This is a genomic window from Anaeromassilibacillus sp. An200, assembly GCF_002160025.1.
Classification (GTDB): domain Bacteria; phylum Bacillota; class Clostridia; order Oscillospirales; family Acutalibacteraceae; genus Caccousia; species Caccousia stercoris.
The window spans coordinates 1-17,444 of record NZ_NFJU01000047.1; the positions used below are offsets into that span (position 1 = coordinate 1).

Consider the following 17,444-nt stretch of genomic DNA (forward strand, 5'->3'; position numbering starts at 1 on the left):
TTGAACCTGAAGCGGTTGATATGGAACACGAAATGACGCCAGTGAGCGTCTTTTTTTCTGCTCAAATTCCCATTGCTGATTTTCAGAGGCCACTTTGTCAACAGCTCCAGTATCGAGATGGAGAACAATCCGAAAAAGCGGTATCGGCTGTATGAAGCTGCCGTCGGACTGTATTCCGGGAATCTTCTGCCACGGTTGTCCGATAATATTTATTTTATCCCGAGTATTACATACTATCAGGGCCTGTATTTCCGGCTCGCCGGCCGGTATATAGAACGCTAGACCGAGTGTGGCGAGTATGTCTATGCGCACAAGGCGGCCAAAGCCGCACTGGCCTTTGACCCGTTTAACAGTAGCCTGAATATGCACTTGACCATACTGCTCTACCAGCAATCGGGAGCAGGAACTGCAAATGCCTTTTATACAGGAATCAAGCGGCATCTCACGGAGGCGCATATCCAGAGGATAAAACAAACATGTCCGAATATGATTATCTGACAGCCGGAGGTGAGCCTGAAATGAGACGCGGATGAGGCCAAAAATATGTTGCAGATGAGTCGCAGACGAGTCACGAGCTGAGACGCCCGCCTGTTAGTATAGATTTCCGTAGGTTAAAAACGCCGGAAATACAGCGCAGGCGGGTGGCTGTCCATGTATGCGAACCATACAACGCAAGCCGCCTTCCGACCGGGAGGGCGGCGTTTTTTCTTATCAGGCTTACGATCAGACCTTACAGGATTTTTGCGGCCATTTTATGCCACCCCACCGAACCGCTGCGATTCAAACCGCCCCATAGTGCCGCTTTGCGCCTACAGCAATCTTGCTGTGGGCGCTTTTGCGTATCATGGCGGATTTCATTGCCGAAGTCCACCGGTCAATCGTTTTGATTCACTCAAAAACGATTGATTGGAGGACAAAGAGATGGATGACAGGCATCCAAAGAGAAGAAAGGACAAGTATAACCCCTATACCCTGTCGATGATCGACGGGAAATGTTATCTATCTTTCAGGGACGGCCAGGGCGTACCACACAGGCTGGAACTGGATGTGAAGCTCTATGCCGTGTTTGACCGGTTTGAGTTGGACGATCTCTCCTTCCTTAACGAGCAGGAGAGGCACCTTGACTGGACCGAGCTGAACGAAGAGCTGCTGAGCCGTCGTTCGGCACAGGAGCCGGCCCCGGTGGAGGACGCCGTCTATGAATCCATGCAGACGCAGGCGCTCCGGGAGGGCGTCAACCAGCTGCCGGAAGTCCAGAAAAGAAGGCTGCAGATGTATTTCTTTGACGGGCTTACCTATGAGGAGATTGCGGTGCGGGAAGGGTGCAGCTATCAGGCGGTACAGAAGTCCATAGCGGCAGCTCTGAAAAAAATCCGGAAATTTCTGAAATAGAGGGTTGAGTTTTGTGTGGAAGGGGAAAGCGAACAAATGAAGCCAAACCCGAGGCTCCCTCTCGTTTGAAAAACGAATATAAATAAACCGGGCGTTCCCTGCTTACGCGGCCTTAGCTGCATACAAGCAAGGAACACCCGGCTTTTTCGATCTGCCTTTTTACTCCATCGCTTCCCTGTATTCCGGATATGTTTCCTGAATTTTCCGCGCCAGATCCCAGATCTCCTCGTCGCCGGAAAGCACATAGGATGTTCCGCCGGCGCCATGGAACCGGTTTTCATCAAACCAGAAGAGGCAGGTATCCCCATCCGCTGTCTCAAACTCCAGGATCCGGCTGTCTGTAGAGCCGCTGAAAGCTTTGGATACAATGGTCGTTTCCCGTAATGCCTGCAGGATTTCGGAGATGATTTCTTCATCCGTCGTTTCGTAGCGTCCCAGGATGTTATCGTTGTGATGATAGGTAAGCGCGACCGGCAGCTCTTCCAGCGACTGATCCAGAAATTCCTGCTGGCTTTCGGTGCAATAGGCCCGAAGCGATGTGTCTTTTGGGGAACACCCCGCCAGTACGCACAATAAAATCAGCAAAACGGTAATTTTAATCCTCTTCATCCGAATCCCTTTCTGACTGTCATAGCCTGCGCTGTTTTTCTATGTAGAGCTGGTACAATCCCATGCGTGATTTTACACCCGCTTTCTCATAGATCGCCGCGATATGCCGCTGACAGGTTCGCCGGGATAGATACAGTCCATCTGCGATCTCCTGAATACTTTCCTCTGAATTGACCAGCTTGTCAAATACTTCGGTTTCCTTGGGCGTAAGGATAAACAGCTCCGACAAAAGACGGAACGCTTCCTGAGGGTCCAGGTCTGTCGGGATATCCTTGGGGGTGCCGGATGAAACCGGCATCCAGGCTGTATAAAGATAGATGACTACGCTGACGGCCACAAACAGGACCAGTGCCAGAATGATGGATGCCATGCCATTGCTGTCAGAAACAAGCAACGCTACAGAGGCGTTGGTAAGCAAAGCGGCGCTCACGTTATTCATGGCGCGCCCCATACCGGCCCACAGCGCTGGCGTGGGCATATGGCGGGCAAAATCCAGAAAGCTGGTGGTGAAGAATACCACAAAAAATCCAGCCGAAAGATAAAATACGATCAGGCCGATCAAAAACGGGCCGCCCAGCTTGAGTACTACCACACAGATGACGGACATCAGCATGACGCAGTACATCATCATGGCCATAAATTTCCGCTTTCGGATATCAAAAAGAAAGCCGGCAGAAAGGCCGCTTACCGCCAGCAAAAGCCGCGGCCATTGCCCGATGTCAGTGCCTGCTGCATGATGCATGGTGACCGCGTTGTCCAGCGCACTGAAGATACATGCCATCAGGATGACAAGCAGTGCAAGGAGTCCGCCGGCGGCGATCTTCTTTCGGGTTCCCTTCCCATCATCCTCTATGGCGGGGGACTGGAGTTCTTCCGCTTCTGCGTTTTCCTGGCGGCAAAGCCTTTCTGCCTTCAGCAACAGCGCTAACGCTACAAGGGCAAAGAGTGAAAGTATCAAGGCTTCCGCAGTTTCCAGATCCACAAGATTGTTATTTAGAAACTGCAGGAAGATCCCAAGGGCATAGGAGACACCAACCATACGCGCCAGATGGGTGCGATCCCTCGCCAGTTTGAAAAACAGGTAGTGGGCCGCGCTTCCCAATATCCCCAGAAACAGGAACAATGCCATTCCGGAGAGCAGAGTGGACGAATAAGAAACATGTTTTTGAACCAAAAAATTGCATACTGACGCTGCTAGTGCAAGGATAAAAAGTCCAACGATTTGTACCCGCCTTTTCAAAAGGCGATGAAACAGCGGATAGAGCAAAAAACCGACAGCGCTTATTCCTAACGCGTAGTTTTGCGTAATCACCGTTTTTTCTTCCCCTGCCGTAAGCGAGATCATGTTTACATATAGGTACTCGGCTCCAAGAAATAGAAAAGTAAAAACACTAAGCAGCAGAATCGCATAAATGGATTTTGGATTTGTGAAGCTTTTCTTTATTACCATACGTCCCATTCCACCCCCTTTCTCCGCAATGGTACAGTTATAGACTATTATACTATAAACGGCATGGATTTTCAACGATTTCGGTCGGTTAGAGACTTTTTTTCGCTGACGTTTTTGCGGAATATACAATCCTTCCTGTTTGACCTAAACCAGGGATTCTCCTGGATAAAACCGTATATTTTTGGAGCTGCGTTCCGCATCCGGGAACTACCGGTTTTTTGCGCCCGCACATGCCGTTTTACCGCAGCCACACGGTGCAGCCGCGGTAAACAAGGAAATATCCTGAATGAGAGAAGCTGTCTAGTAGGTGATATTGTGGACGTAAAAATAAATCAGCAGGCCACCCAGCCCAGCGCCGCTTATCAGGCTTGCCCACGTCCAGAATAAAGACAGCAGAAGCCCCAGGAAAATAAACACGCAGAACACCACGACAAAAGCGTCTCTCTGGAAGAGCATGATGAATTTGATACAGGCGATCACAACCCCTGCCATCATAACGAGAGCCCCAAGAAGAGCCAGAACAAAAACGTACACCCCCGCCATCTGGAGAATTGAGATCAGGACATTAAAACCAAGACCTATCCCCGCGATCAGGCTGCCTACTTTGATGAGGCTGTCACGGGAAGCGCTGAACGCGCCAAAGAAATAAGTTGCGATTAACCCGTTGGAGCCAATGAGCAGCATGTTTACAATAATGACCCATTCCGCGCTTATGTAGTACGATGTGGAAACTGCCAAGCTGATAATAGCGGTGAGAACAGTGAGGAACCCCCCGATGGCGCCAATGAGATGGTACGGCCTTAACCTTGCATACATACGATATATCCCCTTTCTGATCCTGCGTTCCGAAAAGGCCAGCTGAAGCTTTTTGGACATTCTGTGTCTTGGCCGACCTTCCATCATGCGAACTTTTCGTTTTTTATCATAGCAGGAAGCCGGTGTTTTTGATAGGCCGCTTTAGCGCCAAACTAAAAAAACACTGTGGCGCACCTGCGCCATTTTGAGAAACGAAGCTTTGGAGCCGGAAAATTGAGGCCATCCACCCTGTATAGAGTGTAACACTTCTTAAGTTTACAGGATGTAACAGGCCGCTGTCATGATCGGCAATCCCTTTTGCACAATCAAGGTGTTTTTGAATTTTCACACAAAAAATAGATTGGCGCAGGTGCGCCATGCGTTTTTTGATAAATTGGCGCGAAAGCGGCCTGCACAGATCCTTAAAAAAACGATACAGTAAAACCATAAAAGGACAAAAAAGAGTTTGGATCGCCTTTGGCGTTACAGGCCGAGCAGCAAAGCGATTCATGAGACCAGGACAGAAGAAAGGAGGCACGAATGAAAAAAAGAGGGGCAGCGGCACTTCTGGCAGCCATCTGTTTGCTGGCGGGGTGTGCAGCATCAGATCCTGCGCTTCCGGCAGAGACTCCGACCCCGACAGAGACTTCGTCCCCGGCATACCAAGGGGACTCCCTTTTTGCTTACTGTACCGAAAGGCAGCGGGAGCTTTTGGAGCTGCCCCATGAGGAACTGCCGGTGGAACTGATCTTTCACCATTGGACGGAGACGGCGGCGGACTACGAGACAAGGGACGAAACGGTGATCGCCGGGGTCTTGCAGGCGCTGCGGGATGTGTCGGTGGAATCCGAGTCATCCATCGTCTCTACAGATAACCGGGGGCTTACATTTGTGACGGCGCAAGGGGATACCTACAGTTTCTGGTTTGATAAACGCCGGTTCGAAGGGGTGGATGGCAGGTGCTATGTCCTTTCCGAAGATGAAAAGCTTTGGGAATTGGTGTGGGGGATTCGGGCGGCAGACCCAGACTATCAGGATCTGATGAGATAAGCGGTATTTCCCCATGATTTCTGCGAAAAATGCGGATTGGCGCAGGTGCGCCACATAATTTTTGGGAAATTGGCGCTAAAGCGACCTGCACAAATCCCGAAAAAGGCGCTACAGTAAGAACAGCAAAAAACCAGGGATGGTTTTGGATAATCCTTAAGATTTCTTTATCAGGAGGAAAACAATTATGAGACAGTGTGACAATGGCCATTTTTACGATGAATCCAGATTCGATAGCTGCCCCTACTGCCAGGAGGGCGCCGGGGTCGGCAAGACGGTTGCGGCCGGAACGGTAGGGAAGACCGTGGCTGCTGTGCCGGGCGGCGCTGCGCCGGAAGCAGACAGAGGCAAGACGGTGGGCATTATTAAAAAGAAGATCGGTATTGATCCTGCAGTAGGATTCTTGGTCTGTGTTTCCGGTCCCCATCGCGGCGCAGATTATAAGCTGGTAGCAGGCAGAAACTTCATAGGAAGGGCGGCGGCGATGGACGTGGCCCTGGCGGATGACGATACTGTATCCAGAGAAAGCCATGCATTGGTTACATATGACGCCAAGCATAACAGCTTTTCCCTTTCTCCCGGCCAGGGCAGGGGCATCACTTACTGCAACGACGAGCAGGTGGAAATGGTACGCCCCTTAAAAGCCTACGATGTGATCGAGGTGGGAAAGAGCCAGCTTCTCTTCCTGCCCCTGTGCGGCGAGCAATTCCAGTGGAATGAGGAGTAAAGGATGGAGCGTGTACTTTCATGGTTAAACCAGCCGCTGTTTCCGGATACCGTCATCCGCGTCTGGATGGCGGTTGCGGCGGGCGCAGCGCTTCTATTGGCGCTGATTCTCGCCTTTTTCCTGATACGGCGGAAGAAGAAAAAGAAGCGGGGGGATCAGGCGGTGGAAGAACCGATTACGGAACGTCCGGAACCGCTGCCGGAACTGGAGCTTGCCAACCTACAGGGCGTTGGCAGCCGGGAAGAACAGCAGGACGCTTTCGGCATCTCCCGCATGGATCGTTATGAGGAAGACGGGCTGCTCGCTGTGCTGTGCGACGGCATGGGCGGTATGGCGGAGGGCGGCATGATCGCTGCGGAAACTGCCTCCCAGTTGGTGGGGATCTTTCCTTGGGCAGATGACAGCGATGTGCCCGGCTGGGTATACCAGCGAAGCGCCAGAGTCTACCAGCAGTTTCGCGGGCACGGGGGGACTACCCTGGTGGCGGCCCTGCTCAAAGAGAATCGCCTCTCCTTCTGGTGCGTAGGCGACAGCGATTTGTTCCTGCTCAGGGAAAACAAACTCTATGGGTTAAATGCCCGGCAGGAATTTAAGAACGATTTGATTTTGAGGGCACTGGACGGGGCGTTCCCCGTGGAGGAAGCGTTTCAAGATCCTCAGGCGGGAGCTCTTTCGGAGTACATAGGAAAAGAAGAAGTGACATGCGACTATACCCGTATGTCCTTTCTTCTCCAGCCGGAGGACGCGCTGCTGCTCTGCTCGGACGGGGTGAGCGATACACTGACCTTGAAGCAGATTCGGGAAGCCATGGCGCTCTCTTCCCAGGCGTGCTGCGACAAGCTGGAGGAGGAAATCCTGGCCGCCGGAAAGCCGGGCCAGGATAACTATACGGCCATCGCATTGAAATACCATGGAAAAAATGAGGAGGAATCATAATGGAAGCGAAAAAGTCATCGGGCAAGCAGGTTGTTGCTATCCTGCTGCTGGTTATTGGCCTGGCCGCCGGTGTGTTCGGCGTATTGGGCCTGGTAGGCGGGGGCGGTATGGATCCCTATGAGGTGCGCAACGGCATCGTCATGGTGCGGGGCACCATCTCCGACACCCAGGGCAACTCCCAGTACGGCTGGGGCACCGGTTGGGCCATTGGCAAGCCGGGAGAGCCGGTGGAGTACTTTGTCACCAACGGTCATGTGGTGGCAGAGGCCTATGAGTATCCCAAGCTCTACCCCGGCCAGATCTTCGGCAAGGTGCAGGTCTTTTACTCCGAGGCGGAAAACGACTACGTCCAGGCCCAGGTGGTGTACTACTCCCCCGGGACGGAGAAGGACATCGCCATCGTCAAGATCCCCTCTCCCACCGACAAACGGGTGGCCCTCACCCTGCGGGACTCTGACACGGTGGAGATGGGCATGACGGCCTATGCCCTGGGCTTCCCCGGGGATTCCTCCAACCGCCAGACCTTCCCCACCTTCGGCATGGACGACGTGACTATCACCCGGGGCATCATCAGCAACCAGGTGATCCCCGCCTGGGCCACCCACGAGGCCTTCCAGATGGATGTGTCCATTGCCGGCGGCAACTCCGGCGGCCCCCTGGTGGATGAGAGGGGCCGTGTCATCGGCATCAACACCTCCGCCGCAACGGATCCCCAGACCGGCGTGCCCCTGGGCATGAACTACGCAATTGTCATAGACGAATTGACCAAGATCCTGGACGGGGAGCAGATCGAATACACCATGGCAGGCGGCGGACTCTCCTGGACCCAGCCCTGGTTTGCCTATGTGTTCCTGCCCATCGGCGTGCTGGCGCTCATCGGCGGCATCATCCTGCTGGTAACGTCCCAGAAGGGCGTACAGGGGGCTCCGGCACCTGCCGCGGCGGGCGCGGGAACCGGAAAAGCGCCTGCAAGAGGCGGCCGCGGTCCTGTGGAAAAACGGGCTGTGCTGCGTGGCGTGACAGGAAAATACTCTGGCCAGAGCTTTGACCTGTTAAAGGGCAAGGTGGTCATCGGCCGAGACCCGGCAACCTGTAACATCGTATTCGATAAAAACACGCCGGGTATCAGCGGGCGGCACTGCCAGGTAGTCTACGACCCGAATGAAGACTGCTTTATCATCACCGATCTGGGATCGTCCTACGGCACGTTCCTGGGCAACGGCAAAAAGCTGACGGCGAATGTGGCGGAAAAATTGTCGACCGGGGACACCTTCTACCTGTGCGACAACGCCAACCGGTTTGTGGTGAGCAAGGAGTAACCCGTTATGGCAGGGTATTGTTTAAAAAACGGAAGAATCCAGGAAGCGTGGGGAGAGGACGCCGCCGGCCGGGAACTGGCGGCTGTCTTCCACCTGACTGCAGACGGTGAAATGAAAGAACTCCACGAGTTCCCGGCGCTGTCGGAAGGTGAAGGGGCGCTGGCGTATGCAGGTGAGTTCTACATTGAACCCCTGGAAGTACAGATTGAATTTCTAAAAGCGGCCAATGCAGAAAAATGGCTGGAGGCGCTGCTCTTGCGGCATGTCGACCGGGTGCGGCAGGTATCGGAGGAACTCTTTGTCATAGCTGAGATAAAATCGTTTGGAGCATGAATGCAACGGACGCGATGGGGGATATTTTGTTCTTTGCCCTTGGAGTATGTTTGTTTCTCTTCGGAATCATTTTGGCATTCTGTCGGACTGTACGGTCAAAGCGTCGCTGCCGGAGAAGAGTGAACGCCGTCATCTGCGATGTGGACGTCAGCTGGACAGACGACGATTTCACCGATTTCTTCATTATCAACTATAAATACCATCCGGTCTACCAGTACACATTGGATGGACAGGAGTATCGGGTAGTATCCCGGGTAGAGTATTCCAAAAAGGACGAAATCAAAGTCGGTAGTTATGAGGTGCTCTTTGTGGATGAAAAGAATCCCCGGTACTTTTCCTGCCCCTCTGAGAATAGGGAACGTGTAATCAGCGCCCTTATCTGGTCTGTGCTGGGAGTTGCCTTTGCACTTTTTCCTTTAGTGGGCTGAGGCGGGTGGATCGGGTTTCTGGTGGCGCTGGGATTGCTCCTGCTGGGTGATCTGTGTTACGATGCCTGGTCCAAAAATCGGAAGGAGTGACTGTATTTTGCTATCAAAATACATCGTTTTATACTTAAAATACATTGCTTGAGGAGGTGGGAGAATGAATCCGGAACGTGTTTGTTATGGCTGTTTCACGGAAAAAGAACCGGGGATTCCATGCCCCCGATGCGGATTTAATGAGAACGACGAGCAGCCCTATCTTGCGCTGCCCCTGGGTACGATCCTAAACGGGAGATATCTGGTAGGAAAGGTGCTTGGCATTGGCGGGTTCGGTATCACCTATCTGGGATACGACCTGACACTGGAGATCAAGGTTGCGATTAAAGAATATATGCCCTCCGCCCTGGCCACAAGGCATCCGGACCACTATAGTGTGGCGCTGACCGGACGGGTGGAGGAGGATTACCAGTACGGTATGGAGCGCTTTTTGGATGAAGCGAAGATCCTTGCCAAGCTGCAAAACACCCCGCATATCGTATCGGTGCAGAACTATTTCAAAGAGAACGGCACCGCATACTTTGTGATGGAGTACATAGACGGTATGAGCCTGAAAGCCTACCTGGCAAAAAACGGGGATAAGATCCCCTATAACCAGGCGATTGCCATTCTGCAGCCGATCATGGAAGCGCTGGTTCAGGTGCATGCGCTGAACCTCCTGCACCGGGACATCAGCCCGGACAATATCTATATCACATCCAAAGGCGAAAGCCGTCTGCTGGATTTCGGCGCGGCGCGGTTCGCACTGGGGGACGGCAAGAGCGTGTCGGTCATCTTAAAACATGGCTACGCGCCGGAGGAACAGTATTCCAGCCACGGCAATCAGGGACCGTGGACGGATGTTTACGCCATGGGCGCTACCCTGTACCGCTGCATTACCGGGCAGCTTCCGCCAGATTCGGTGGAACGGATCCATGGGGATACCATGAAAAGGCCGTCGGAGCTGGGGTTCCGTATTCCGGCTCATGTGGAAAACGCCATCATGAAAGCGTTGGCGGTAAAAACCGAGGATCGTTTCCCCAATATGGAGGCATTCATCGTGGCACTGAACGGGCGCGTTTCCGTACAGGATCAGGTGGCGGCCAGTATCAGCCAGCGCACCCAGGCTACCGCTTACAGGCAGGAAGGCTACGGGCAGATTGCCTATCAGCAGCCCGCCTATAACGGCGGGGGTGCTGCGGCAGGAAAGCCCTCTGCGTTCTCCCGGTTCCTTTCCTATATGAAAGCCAATCCGGTGGTTGCCTGGGTTTCCGGCGGTGGGCTGCTGGCGGTGATCGCCCTTTGTATTATCCTTCCTATCGCGCTTTCTGGCGGAGGGGAAAAAAGGCCGACAGGAGGGGGCGGCGGTGGGAATACGCCTGTCATCAGCCAACCTACGCCTGTCATCAGCCAACCGCAGACGAGTAATCCGGAACCGACAACAGACCCAGAGCCTACTAAAGAACCTCCAGCGGAAATGGTGGCGCAGGATCTTGGCATCCTCAACGCTACGATTGAGATCCCGTCGGATTATACGAGGGTTGAGGAGGAGGCGATTTTTATCAATGAGGCTAAAGCCTGCGGTATGATGATGGATTATCTTTGGAACATTGACGGACCCATCTACTCCCTTGCCGATGTGGAATCCCAGAGAGAAGCTATTGCCGCCATCCTGATGCAGAACCTGTTTGCAGTTTCGGATTATCAGATCCTTGCTGCCGGACCCGATCAGGTGGGAAGCGCAGGCGCCTATCAAATCTATCTTGAAGGCACCGACAGCGAAGGCGTCTCCAACGAAGTGGTCATTATGGCGGTGGAGGGGTATGATTTCGGCTGTTATTTCATCATCACGAGCTATCCCAAGGGGGACAAAGCCGCCGAAGCGGAAATCCATTCCATTATCCAGTCCTTTAAGAGCAACGGTGCGCCGAAGACAACGTACAAGATGTACTATGGCTCTAAGAGCGGCGTCAAGGTGATTGTGGACGATGCCGTGGCAGCAGGACGCGTGATGGACACGACTGTTAACCTGGGAGAGGCCGGAACGGCGGCCGAATTGGTTATTTACCCAACGGACGCGGCAATGGAAGCCGGCTTTGGGAGCACTACGCCGGACAGCGGGATTGTGGAAATAGGGAATGCCGGCCAGCTGGGAATGAGCAGCCCGGAGGAGGTCTTGCAGTTTCAGAGAGACGTGGCGTCTAGCGTGGGCGTTTCCGTAGGTGAAACATACACGTCGCAGTCGGGCGGTGTGGAATGGCTGTGCATGGATTGGACCATGAATGGATTTACGTTCAGTGCTGCCTCCGCCATGATCGACGGCAAGTGTTACGTTGTTAGCTGCATGTTCAACAGCTCCAATAAAGATGCGGTTGTCGCTTTGCATCAACAGGCCATGGCGTCCGTCCGTGCATGGGAGGGATAACCAGCATGGAAGATCTTATTCTAAGGCAACACCGCCTGGGATTATGCGGTGTTGCCTTAGAGTTATAGATTGCGACGATCCAAGACGCTGGGGCCGTATTCTGTTCGGTTTGTCTGGAGGAAAGGGAGAAACAGCCCTTGATTGAGGAGATGATGAATGTCTTTCCGTTCATTCTGGAAGAGCTGGGTATGATCGCGTTGATGGAAGTGGTTTTTCTGCTGTTGCGGGTGAAAGGCCGGGGCGCAAGTACAAAGAAGAGGAGTGAAACATGAACTTGGAAGATATCTGCTATGGCTGCTTTCAGGAAAAGCCGGACGATTCCCCTGTCTGCCCCCACTGCGGGTTTAATGCGGAGGAGGAGCAGCCGTTTTTGGCGCTGCCCATGGGCGCACTGCTGAACGGCCGCTACATGACCGGAAAGGTCCTGGGCGTGGGCGGGTTCGGCATCACCTATCTGGGCTATGACCTGACGCTGGAGATTAAGGTAGCCGTCAAGGAATATATGCCCTCCGGTCTTGCTACCCGGCATTCCGATAAGTACAGCGTGGCACTGACCGGACGGGGCCAGGAGGATTATCAAAACGGCATGGAGCGCTTTTTAGAGGAAGCGCGGATCCTTGCCAAACTGCAGAATACGCCGAACATCGTGTCGGTGCAGAATTATTTTAAGGAAAACAACACGGCCTATTTCGTGATGGAATATATCGACGGCATGAGCCTGAAGGCATACGTTGCATCCCAGGGCGGGAAGATTCCCTATGACCAGGCGCTGACCATCCTGATGCCGGTGATGCAGGCGTTGACGCAGGTTCATGCCCTGAATCTGACCCACCGGGATATCAGCCCGGACAACATCTCCATTACCTCCAAGGGGGAGAGCAAGCTGCTGGATTTCGGCGCGGCCCGGTTTTCTATTGGGGATGAAAAAAGCGTGCCGGTCATCCTGAAACATGGCTACGCGCCGGAGGAGCAGTATTCCAGTAAGGGAAACCAGGGGCCCTGGACGGATGTGTACGCCATGGGCGCCACCCTGTACCGCTGCGTGACCGGGGAGCTGCCGCCGGATTCCATCATGCGGGTCCATAACGATACGCTGAAAAAGCCCTCGGAGCTGGGCGTTCCCCTGCCTCCGCAGGTGGAACAGGCGATCATGAAGGCGCTCGCGGTAAAAGCGGAGGACCGTTTCCCCACCATGGAGGCCTTTATTGAAGGGATCACCGGGAAAACCCCGGTGTCTTTCCATCACCGTACCATGGCTGTGCCATCCGGTCAAACGGCTGCAGGTTCCGATGGAAAGCCGGGGCTTTGGACCAGATTCCGGCGGAGCCATATCGGGGTACAGATCACGGCGCTGGTGCTGTGCGTTGCTGTGCTGGGTCTGGGCGTCTGGGGAGCAGTAGCGGGGATCGGTGCGCTGACCGGCGGGAAAGCAGAGCCGGGTTCTTCTGACGGGCCATCCGGCACTCCTTTCGATATAACAGTGCAGGAGCCCGAGGGCGTAGACGATGTCGCCTTGCAGGACTACGCTCAGGAGTATCTGAATATCACCATGGGGATCCCCCAGGGGTATGCAGAAACAGAGTCCGGCAGCGGAGCTTTTGCTTCATCGGATGGGAGCGCTACCCTGCAGGTGGGATTTTACGATAAGGCCGCCGGTTTTCCGGTGTATACCCTTTCTGATGTGGAGGAGAACGCGGAGAAATATGTCCAGTATTATATCGGCCTGCTGGAGAGCACCAATATCACAAAGCATGAGATCCTCAGCCGGGGTTACCGGGAGATCGATTCTTTGAATGCCTACCTGATCCAGTTTTCCGCTACCGAAAGCGGCGGCACGACCATGGAATTTTTGGCGGCGTTCATCGAATGCCAAAACGGATTTGGCTGCTACAATCTTATCGGCTCCTATCCTCAGGGGGACGAGAAGGCGCAGGCGGAAATCTTTGCGGCCATAGATTCTTTCCAAAGCAGCGGTCCGGCGGGCACAATTTACCAGCGATTTTATGATGAAAATCTCCCGTTTCAATTCCTCTATTGGGAGGGTGAGAGCGAGATTCAGTTTACTGTGCTCGGAGAAAGCCGGCTAAGGATGGAGAAAAGTACGGCTGCGGTTGGTGTGGAAGTGCAAAGTCAGCAGATAAGCGATACTTTCAATAAGGAAATCTGGATGGATGGTATTGCGGAAGAATTTGTAAAACAATCTTTTCAACCGCGAAAAGAACGTTGGCAATACAAGAACGGCGGAATTGACTGGATTGTTGATGAGTACACCTATACTGAAGATGACACCTATCTCAGCGTTTACGGCGGCGAGTACGGCGGCTTGGCGTTTGTGATTCTTATCAGTGCAGCAACAGAAGACGAGCTTTTCGACGGAATGCTGTTGGATGTGACCAATACGATTCGACCTGTGAAATAGATGACAGCCCCGTTTCCGGGGGAAAGGAGAAAAAAGTGCTGAGTCTAAAAAGAAATGTCAACTGTCCCCGCCGCATGGCTGTGTACGCCGTCTTTGACGTGCTGGACCGGATGGGCTGCCAATACAAGCAGGCGCTGGTCGGCGATATCAAGGCGGAGGCGAAGGTGCTGGGGCATACCAGTGAGTACGCCTTTGCCGTGACGGAACAGACCATCAACACATCGATCCTCCATGTTTCCATGCTCCGTCCGGCAAGCGGCCTGAGTGAGGAGGAAAAACAGCTGGCAGTACGTTATCTGGCAGACAGCGTACTGCAGCATATCGATGAGGTACAGGCTTTAGAATGAGGAGGAAGACGAGATGGCAAATGAATCGAGAGTATTCCGGCTGCCTGCCGGCATGAGTACCCAGGTGGTGGCAAACGCGGTGGAGGCGTTCCTTTCATCCGCTAAGGGGATGGAGGTACAGAGTGCCGAAACCACAGAAGGCTATGTGGTGCAGGGCCGTCAGGAAAAAGACGGCTGGAAGACCATTGCCGGCATGAGGATGGCTACGACGGTGCAGATGATCCGGATGGATGACAACTTAAACGTCACCGTGGGTCAGGGCGAATGGTCGGATAAGATCGGCGCCGGCGCGCTGGGATGGTTTATCGCATGGCCGCTGGCGGTGACTGCCGGTGTGGGCGCCTACAAGCAGAAAAAGCTGCCGGAAGAGATTTTCCAGGTGATTGAGCAGTGCATCGTCTCCGGCGGCCGCTCGGTGGTGGTGCGAAACGCCGGGGCGGAACTGAACGCGGGTATGGTGGTTTGCCCCGCCTGCAAAACCCAGTGTGCGGCCGGCGCCAAATTCTGCAACAACTGCGGGGCGAAGCTGGAAAACAAATGCCCCCAGTGCGGGGCGGAGATACCGCCCGGAAGCCGCTTCTGCGGAGCATGCGGAGCACCGCTTTCCTCGCAGGGCGCTCCGGTGCGATAAAGGGAGGAGATTGCGTATGCGCAGGGAAAAAACCGCCGGGGCGGCAAAAAGGCGCATGGCTTTTCAGTATGCTGCTGGCGGTATGCCTGATGATCGCGGCCCTTCCCCTGTCCGTTTCGGCGGCGGGGGAATATGTGCCAGGGAACCCCCGCTGGTCGGGCTACCAAAACCAGGTGCAGTGGGGCCGGCCGGCAGGAGCGGCCTCCGGCGATAGCTTTGAATACGAGGCACAGCTGCTGCTGGGCGACGATGTGGTCGAGTCCAAGGCAGTGGAAATCGACACCTATTTGTTTTTCACAAACGATGTGGTGACGCGGCCGCAGGAGGAGTACACCATACGGGTGCGTGCCAGATGGATCATGATCGTGGGCGACCCGGACGGCCAGTATATGGTGGCGGACGTCGGAGAAGCCGAACCGCCCCATGAGCACAGCTATACCCAAAAGCACGACGCGGCACAGCACTGGCAGGAATGCTCCTGCGGCGAAAGGCTGAATGTGGCAAACCATATCTACGGCGATTGGAGAGAGACGAAGCCGGCCACCGAAACCGAGGCTGGTTCCAGAGAGCGTGACTGCACGGTCTGCGACTATGTGCAGACCGAAACCATTCCAATGCTTGAACATGAGCACAGCTACGGCGACTGGCAGAAGGATGAAACCCAGCACTGGAAGGAATGCCGCTGCGGCGAGAAAACTGAAGTGGGCAACCATACTTTCGATGATTGGACGATAACAAAGGAGCCTACCACAACCGAAACAGGTTCCAGAGAACGTACCTGCTCCATCTGCAAATATACGCAGGAAGAGACGATTCCGGTTCATGAACACAGCATCCATGATGAAGCATGGAAATATGACGATACCGAGCACTGGCAGGAATGCTCCTGCGGCGAAAGGCTGAATGTGGCAAACCATATCTACGGCGATTGGAAAGTAACCAAAGAGGCCACCGAGACCGAAGAAGGTTCCAGAGAGCGCGGCTGTGCGGTCTGTGAATATGTGCAGACTGAAGCCATCCCTGCAGCGGGAACCGGAGAGCCAACCGATTCGACTGATCCGACCGATTCATCCGATTCGCAGGGTCAGCAGGATCCTTCCGGCGACACCGGCATCCCCCAGACTGGGGACAGCAGCGATATGGCGCTGTGGATCAGCCTGATGCTGGCCTCCTGCGGCGGCGTGCTGGGGATGCTGTTCTACAGGCGGAAAAAGACAGCGGTCGGGAAATAAGGCTGAGTAATAAACAAAAACCGGCAAAAGCGCCTGCAGGCGGGGCTTCATGCAAATCCCGCAGCCCGCCCCGGCGCAGCCGGTATCCTTTTCAAGAAGGAATATCCCTTCTATCCTTTGGTATGCACCAAAGGATAAGCAATCTTATTTGACAAGGAGGAGAAACCAAATGCAAGCAAAAAGGAAACTGGCGGCGTTGCTGCTTTCCCTGTGTATGGTGTTGGGAGTGCTGCCAATGACCGCTTTTGCGGCGGGTGTACCGGCTGCGCCAACAAATCTGAAGCTGGAACTGACAGAAACCGGCTTAAAAGCCAGCTGGGATAAGCCGGAAACCACCGGCGAGCTGGATATCTTTGAGTATGAAGTGACCCTTTACGGACACTTTGACGGCACTGCCGGAGGAAAGACAAAGGTAGAGACAAAGACGGTTCAGCGGGAGACCACCTGCACCTTTACAAACACAGGAAATGCAGAAGGCGTTATCAATCCTACCTACGAGGTAGAGGTAAAAGCGAGAGAGGGCGTCTCCGGCACCGGCGACCCGGACAATCTATCGGGCTACTATGTGACGGAGTGGACTGGCTGGAGCAGTTCGAGCTCAGCATCGTATAAAACGAGCGATTTCTCCGTTAAAACGTCCACCAATAGGTATTATACGGGAGTGGTCGATGTGGGGCTGCCAGGCAGCGAGAATAAGCTGTACCAGGAGGGCATAACGGCCACAGGGAATCCGGATGTCACACAGCCTGATGGTACCACGAGTGGGAATGAGAAACAGGCAGTAACGGAACTGCTCTATCAGTATTTCGAGGAGAATAAGGAAACGGTTCCTGAGCTGGCAGATGTCACCAGGGATAACCTGATGGTCAAAACGGTGCTTGAGCGCATTGATGTATCGAGAACAGTTGATCCCAATAGCTACCAGATAGTCTATGAGGTGATAGATAAGGACTACACGCTCTATCTGGAATTCAATCCGGAAACGGAAATCGTACAGCCGGATACAAGGGAGATCGTGAATGCCGTCAATCTGGTGAACGTCAGCTGGAATGTGGGAATGGGACTGACGCCTGCATTCACAGCGACGGTGGACGAGGCGGATCAGGACAAATACGAGGTTTATCTGGAGCAGTGGATCGGCAGCGACGGCAAGAGTATCACCAGCGAGGAGTCTTTCAACAGCGAGATATCGGAAGATGAGAAAATCACGACTTTTGAAGACCTGCTAAAAAAAGTCAAGTAAAATTTTCGAGAGAATGAGCAAAAAAACGAGCGCACAAATCTAAGCCGCTGAGCATCTCAAAATCGAAATGGCGGCCGGCCA

The 17,444-nt window shown here is 53.9% G+C and carries 18 protein-coding genes; 14 read left to right on the forward strand and 4 right to left on the reverse strand.

Annotated elements, in window-relative coordinates; translation table 11 throughout:
• Positions 1 to 921: 921 nt before the first annotated feature.
• A complete protein-coding gene (locus B5F35_RS15495; protein ID WP_040918711.1) occupies positions 922 to 1,392 on the forward strand; it encodes an RNA polymerase sigma factor in 471 nt (156 codons plus the stop codon).
• Between the two features lie 159 nt (positions 1,393 to 1,551).
• On the opposite strand, the gene B5F35_RS15500 is transcribed toward B5F35_RS15495, so the two are convergent.
• The 4 genes from B5F35_RS15500 to B5F35_RS18530 all read right to left on the reverse strand — a co-directional run bounded on the left by B5F35_RS15500 (position 1,552) and on the right by B5F35_RS18530 (position 4,907).
• Positions 1,552 to 2,001 (reverse strand): hypothetical protein, encoded by a 450-nt coding sequence (locus B5F35_RS15500; RefSeq protein ID WP_076779351.1) that lies wholly within the window; start codon positions 1,999 to 2,001, stop codon positions 1,552 to 1,554.
• A gap of 19 nt (positions 2,002 to 2,020) precedes the next feature.
• Positions 2,021 to 3,451: a response regulator transcription factor gene (locus B5F35_RS15505; RefSeq protein ID WP_087242503.1), complete on the reverse strand. Its 1,431-nt coding sequence runs from the start codon at positions 3,449 to 3,451 to the stop codon at positions 2,021 to 2,023.
• 300 nt (positions 3,452 to 3,751) lie between these two features.
• Positions 3,752 to 4,267: a hypothetical protein gene (locus B5F35_RS15510; RefSeq protein WP_140401244.1), complete on the reverse strand. Its 516-nt coding sequence runs from the start codon at positions 4,265 to 4,267 to the stop codon at positions 3,752 to 3,754.
• A 106-nt stretch (positions 4,268 to 4,373) separates the two neighbouring features.
• Positions 4,374 to 4,907, reverse strand: a complete 534-nt coding sequence (locus B5F35_RS18530) for a hypothetical protein (RefSeq protein WP_140401245.1) — start codon at positions 4,905 to 4,907, stop codon at positions 4,374 to 4,376.
• 77 nt (positions 4,908 to 4,984) lie between these two features.
• Between B5F35_RS18530 and B5F35_RS15515 the strand changes: the two genes are divergently transcribed.
• The 13 genes from B5F35_RS15515 to B5F35_RS15570 all read left to right on the forward strand — a co-directional run bounded on the left by B5F35_RS15515 (position 4,985) and on the right by B5F35_RS15570 (position 17,363).
• On the forward strand, positions 4,985 to 5,296 hold the full coding sequence (locus B5F35_RS15515) for a hypothetical protein (RefSeq protein ID WP_162611454.1): 312 nt from the start codon (positions 4,985 to 4,987) through the stop codon (positions 5,294 to 5,296).
• 184 nt (positions 5,297 to 5,480) lie between these two features.
• The gene (locus tag B5F35_RS15520; protein WP_007048424.1) at positions 5,481 to 6,020 is read left to right on the forward strand and encodes an FHA domain-containing protein; all 540 of its coding nucleotides are present in this window, start codon (positions 5,481 to 5,483) and stop codon (positions 6,018 to 6,020) included.
• Positions 6,021 to 6,023: 3 nt separating this feature from the next.
• Positions 6,024 to 6,956 carry a PP2C family protein-serine/threonine phosphatase gene (locus B5F35_RS15525; RefSeq protein ID WP_087242494.1) on the forward strand — a complete coding sequence of 311 codons (933 nt, stop codon included), beginning with the start codon at positions 6,024 to 6,026 and terminating at the stop codon, positions 6,954 to 6,956.
• Positions 6,956 to 8,275, forward strand: coding sequence for a trypsin-like peptidase domain-containing protein (locus B5F35_RS15530; protein ID WP_087242495.1), 1,320 nt, complete (start codon positions 6,956 to 6,958; stop codon positions 8,273 to 8,275). Before B5F35_RS15525 ends, B5F35_RS15530 begins: the two co-directional genes overlap by 1 nt.
• A gap of 6 nt (positions 8,276 to 8,281) precedes the next feature.
• Positions 8,282 to 8,608 (forward strand): hypothetical protein, encoded by a 327-nt coding sequence (locus tag B5F35_RS15535; protein WP_007048427.1) that lies wholly within the window; start codon positions 8,282 to 8,284, stop codon positions 8,606 to 8,608.
• A gap of 119 nt (positions 8,609 to 8,727) precedes the next feature.
• Entirely contained in the window at positions 8,728 to 9,036 is a 309-nt protein-coding gene (locus B5F35_RS15540; protein ID WP_087242496.1) for a hypothetical protein, read from the forward strand.
• A gap of 154 nt (positions 9,037 to 9,190) precedes the next feature.
• Positions 9,191 to 11,491: a serine/threonine protein kinase gene (locus tag B5F35_RS15545; RefSeq protein WP_087242497.1), complete on the forward strand. Its 2,301-nt coding sequence runs from the start codon at positions 9,191 to 9,193 to the stop codon at positions 11,489 to 11,491.
• Between the two features lie 137 nt (positions 11,492 to 11,628).
• Positions 11,629 to 11,763, forward strand: a complete 135-nt coding sequence (locus B5F35_RS19470) for a hypothetical protein (protein WP_263040800.1) — start codon at positions 11,629 to 11,631, stop codon at positions 11,761 to 11,763.
• A complete protein-coding gene (locus B5F35_RS15550) occupies positions 11,760 to 13,910 on the forward strand; it encodes a serine/threonine protein kinase (protein ID WP_087242498.1) in 2,151 nt (716 codons plus the stop codon). Before B5F35_RS19470 ends, B5F35_RS15550 begins: the two co-directional genes overlap by 4 nt.
• Positions 13,911 to 13,945: 35 nt before the next feature.
• Positions 13,946 to 14,257, forward strand: a complete 312-nt coding sequence (locus B5F35_RS15555; RefSeq protein WP_087242499.1) for a hypothetical protein — start codon at positions 13,946 to 13,948, stop codon at positions 14,255 to 14,257.
• 13 nt (positions 14,258 to 14,270) lie between these two features.
• Positions 14,271 to 14,888, forward strand: a complete 618-nt coding sequence (locus B5F35_RS15560; protein WP_087242500.1) for a zinc ribbon domain-containing protein — start codon at positions 14,271 to 14,273, stop codon at positions 14,886 to 14,888.
• Positions 14,889 to 14,956: 68 nt separating this feature from the next.
• The gene (locus tag B5F35_RS15565; RefSeq protein ID WP_140401247.1) at positions 14,957 to 16,120 is read left to right on the forward strand and encodes a hypothetical protein; all 1,164 of its coding nucleotides are present in this window, start codon (positions 14,957 to 14,959) and stop codon (positions 16,118 to 16,120) included.
• 169 nt (positions 16,121 to 16,289) lie between these two features.
• Positions 16,290 to 17,363 (forward strand): hypothetical protein, encoded by a 1,074-nt coding sequence (locus B5F35_RS15570; protein WP_087242502.1) that lies wholly within the window; start codon positions 16,290 to 16,292, stop codon positions 17,361 to 17,363.
• Positions 17,364 to 17,444 lie beyond the last annotated feature (81 nt).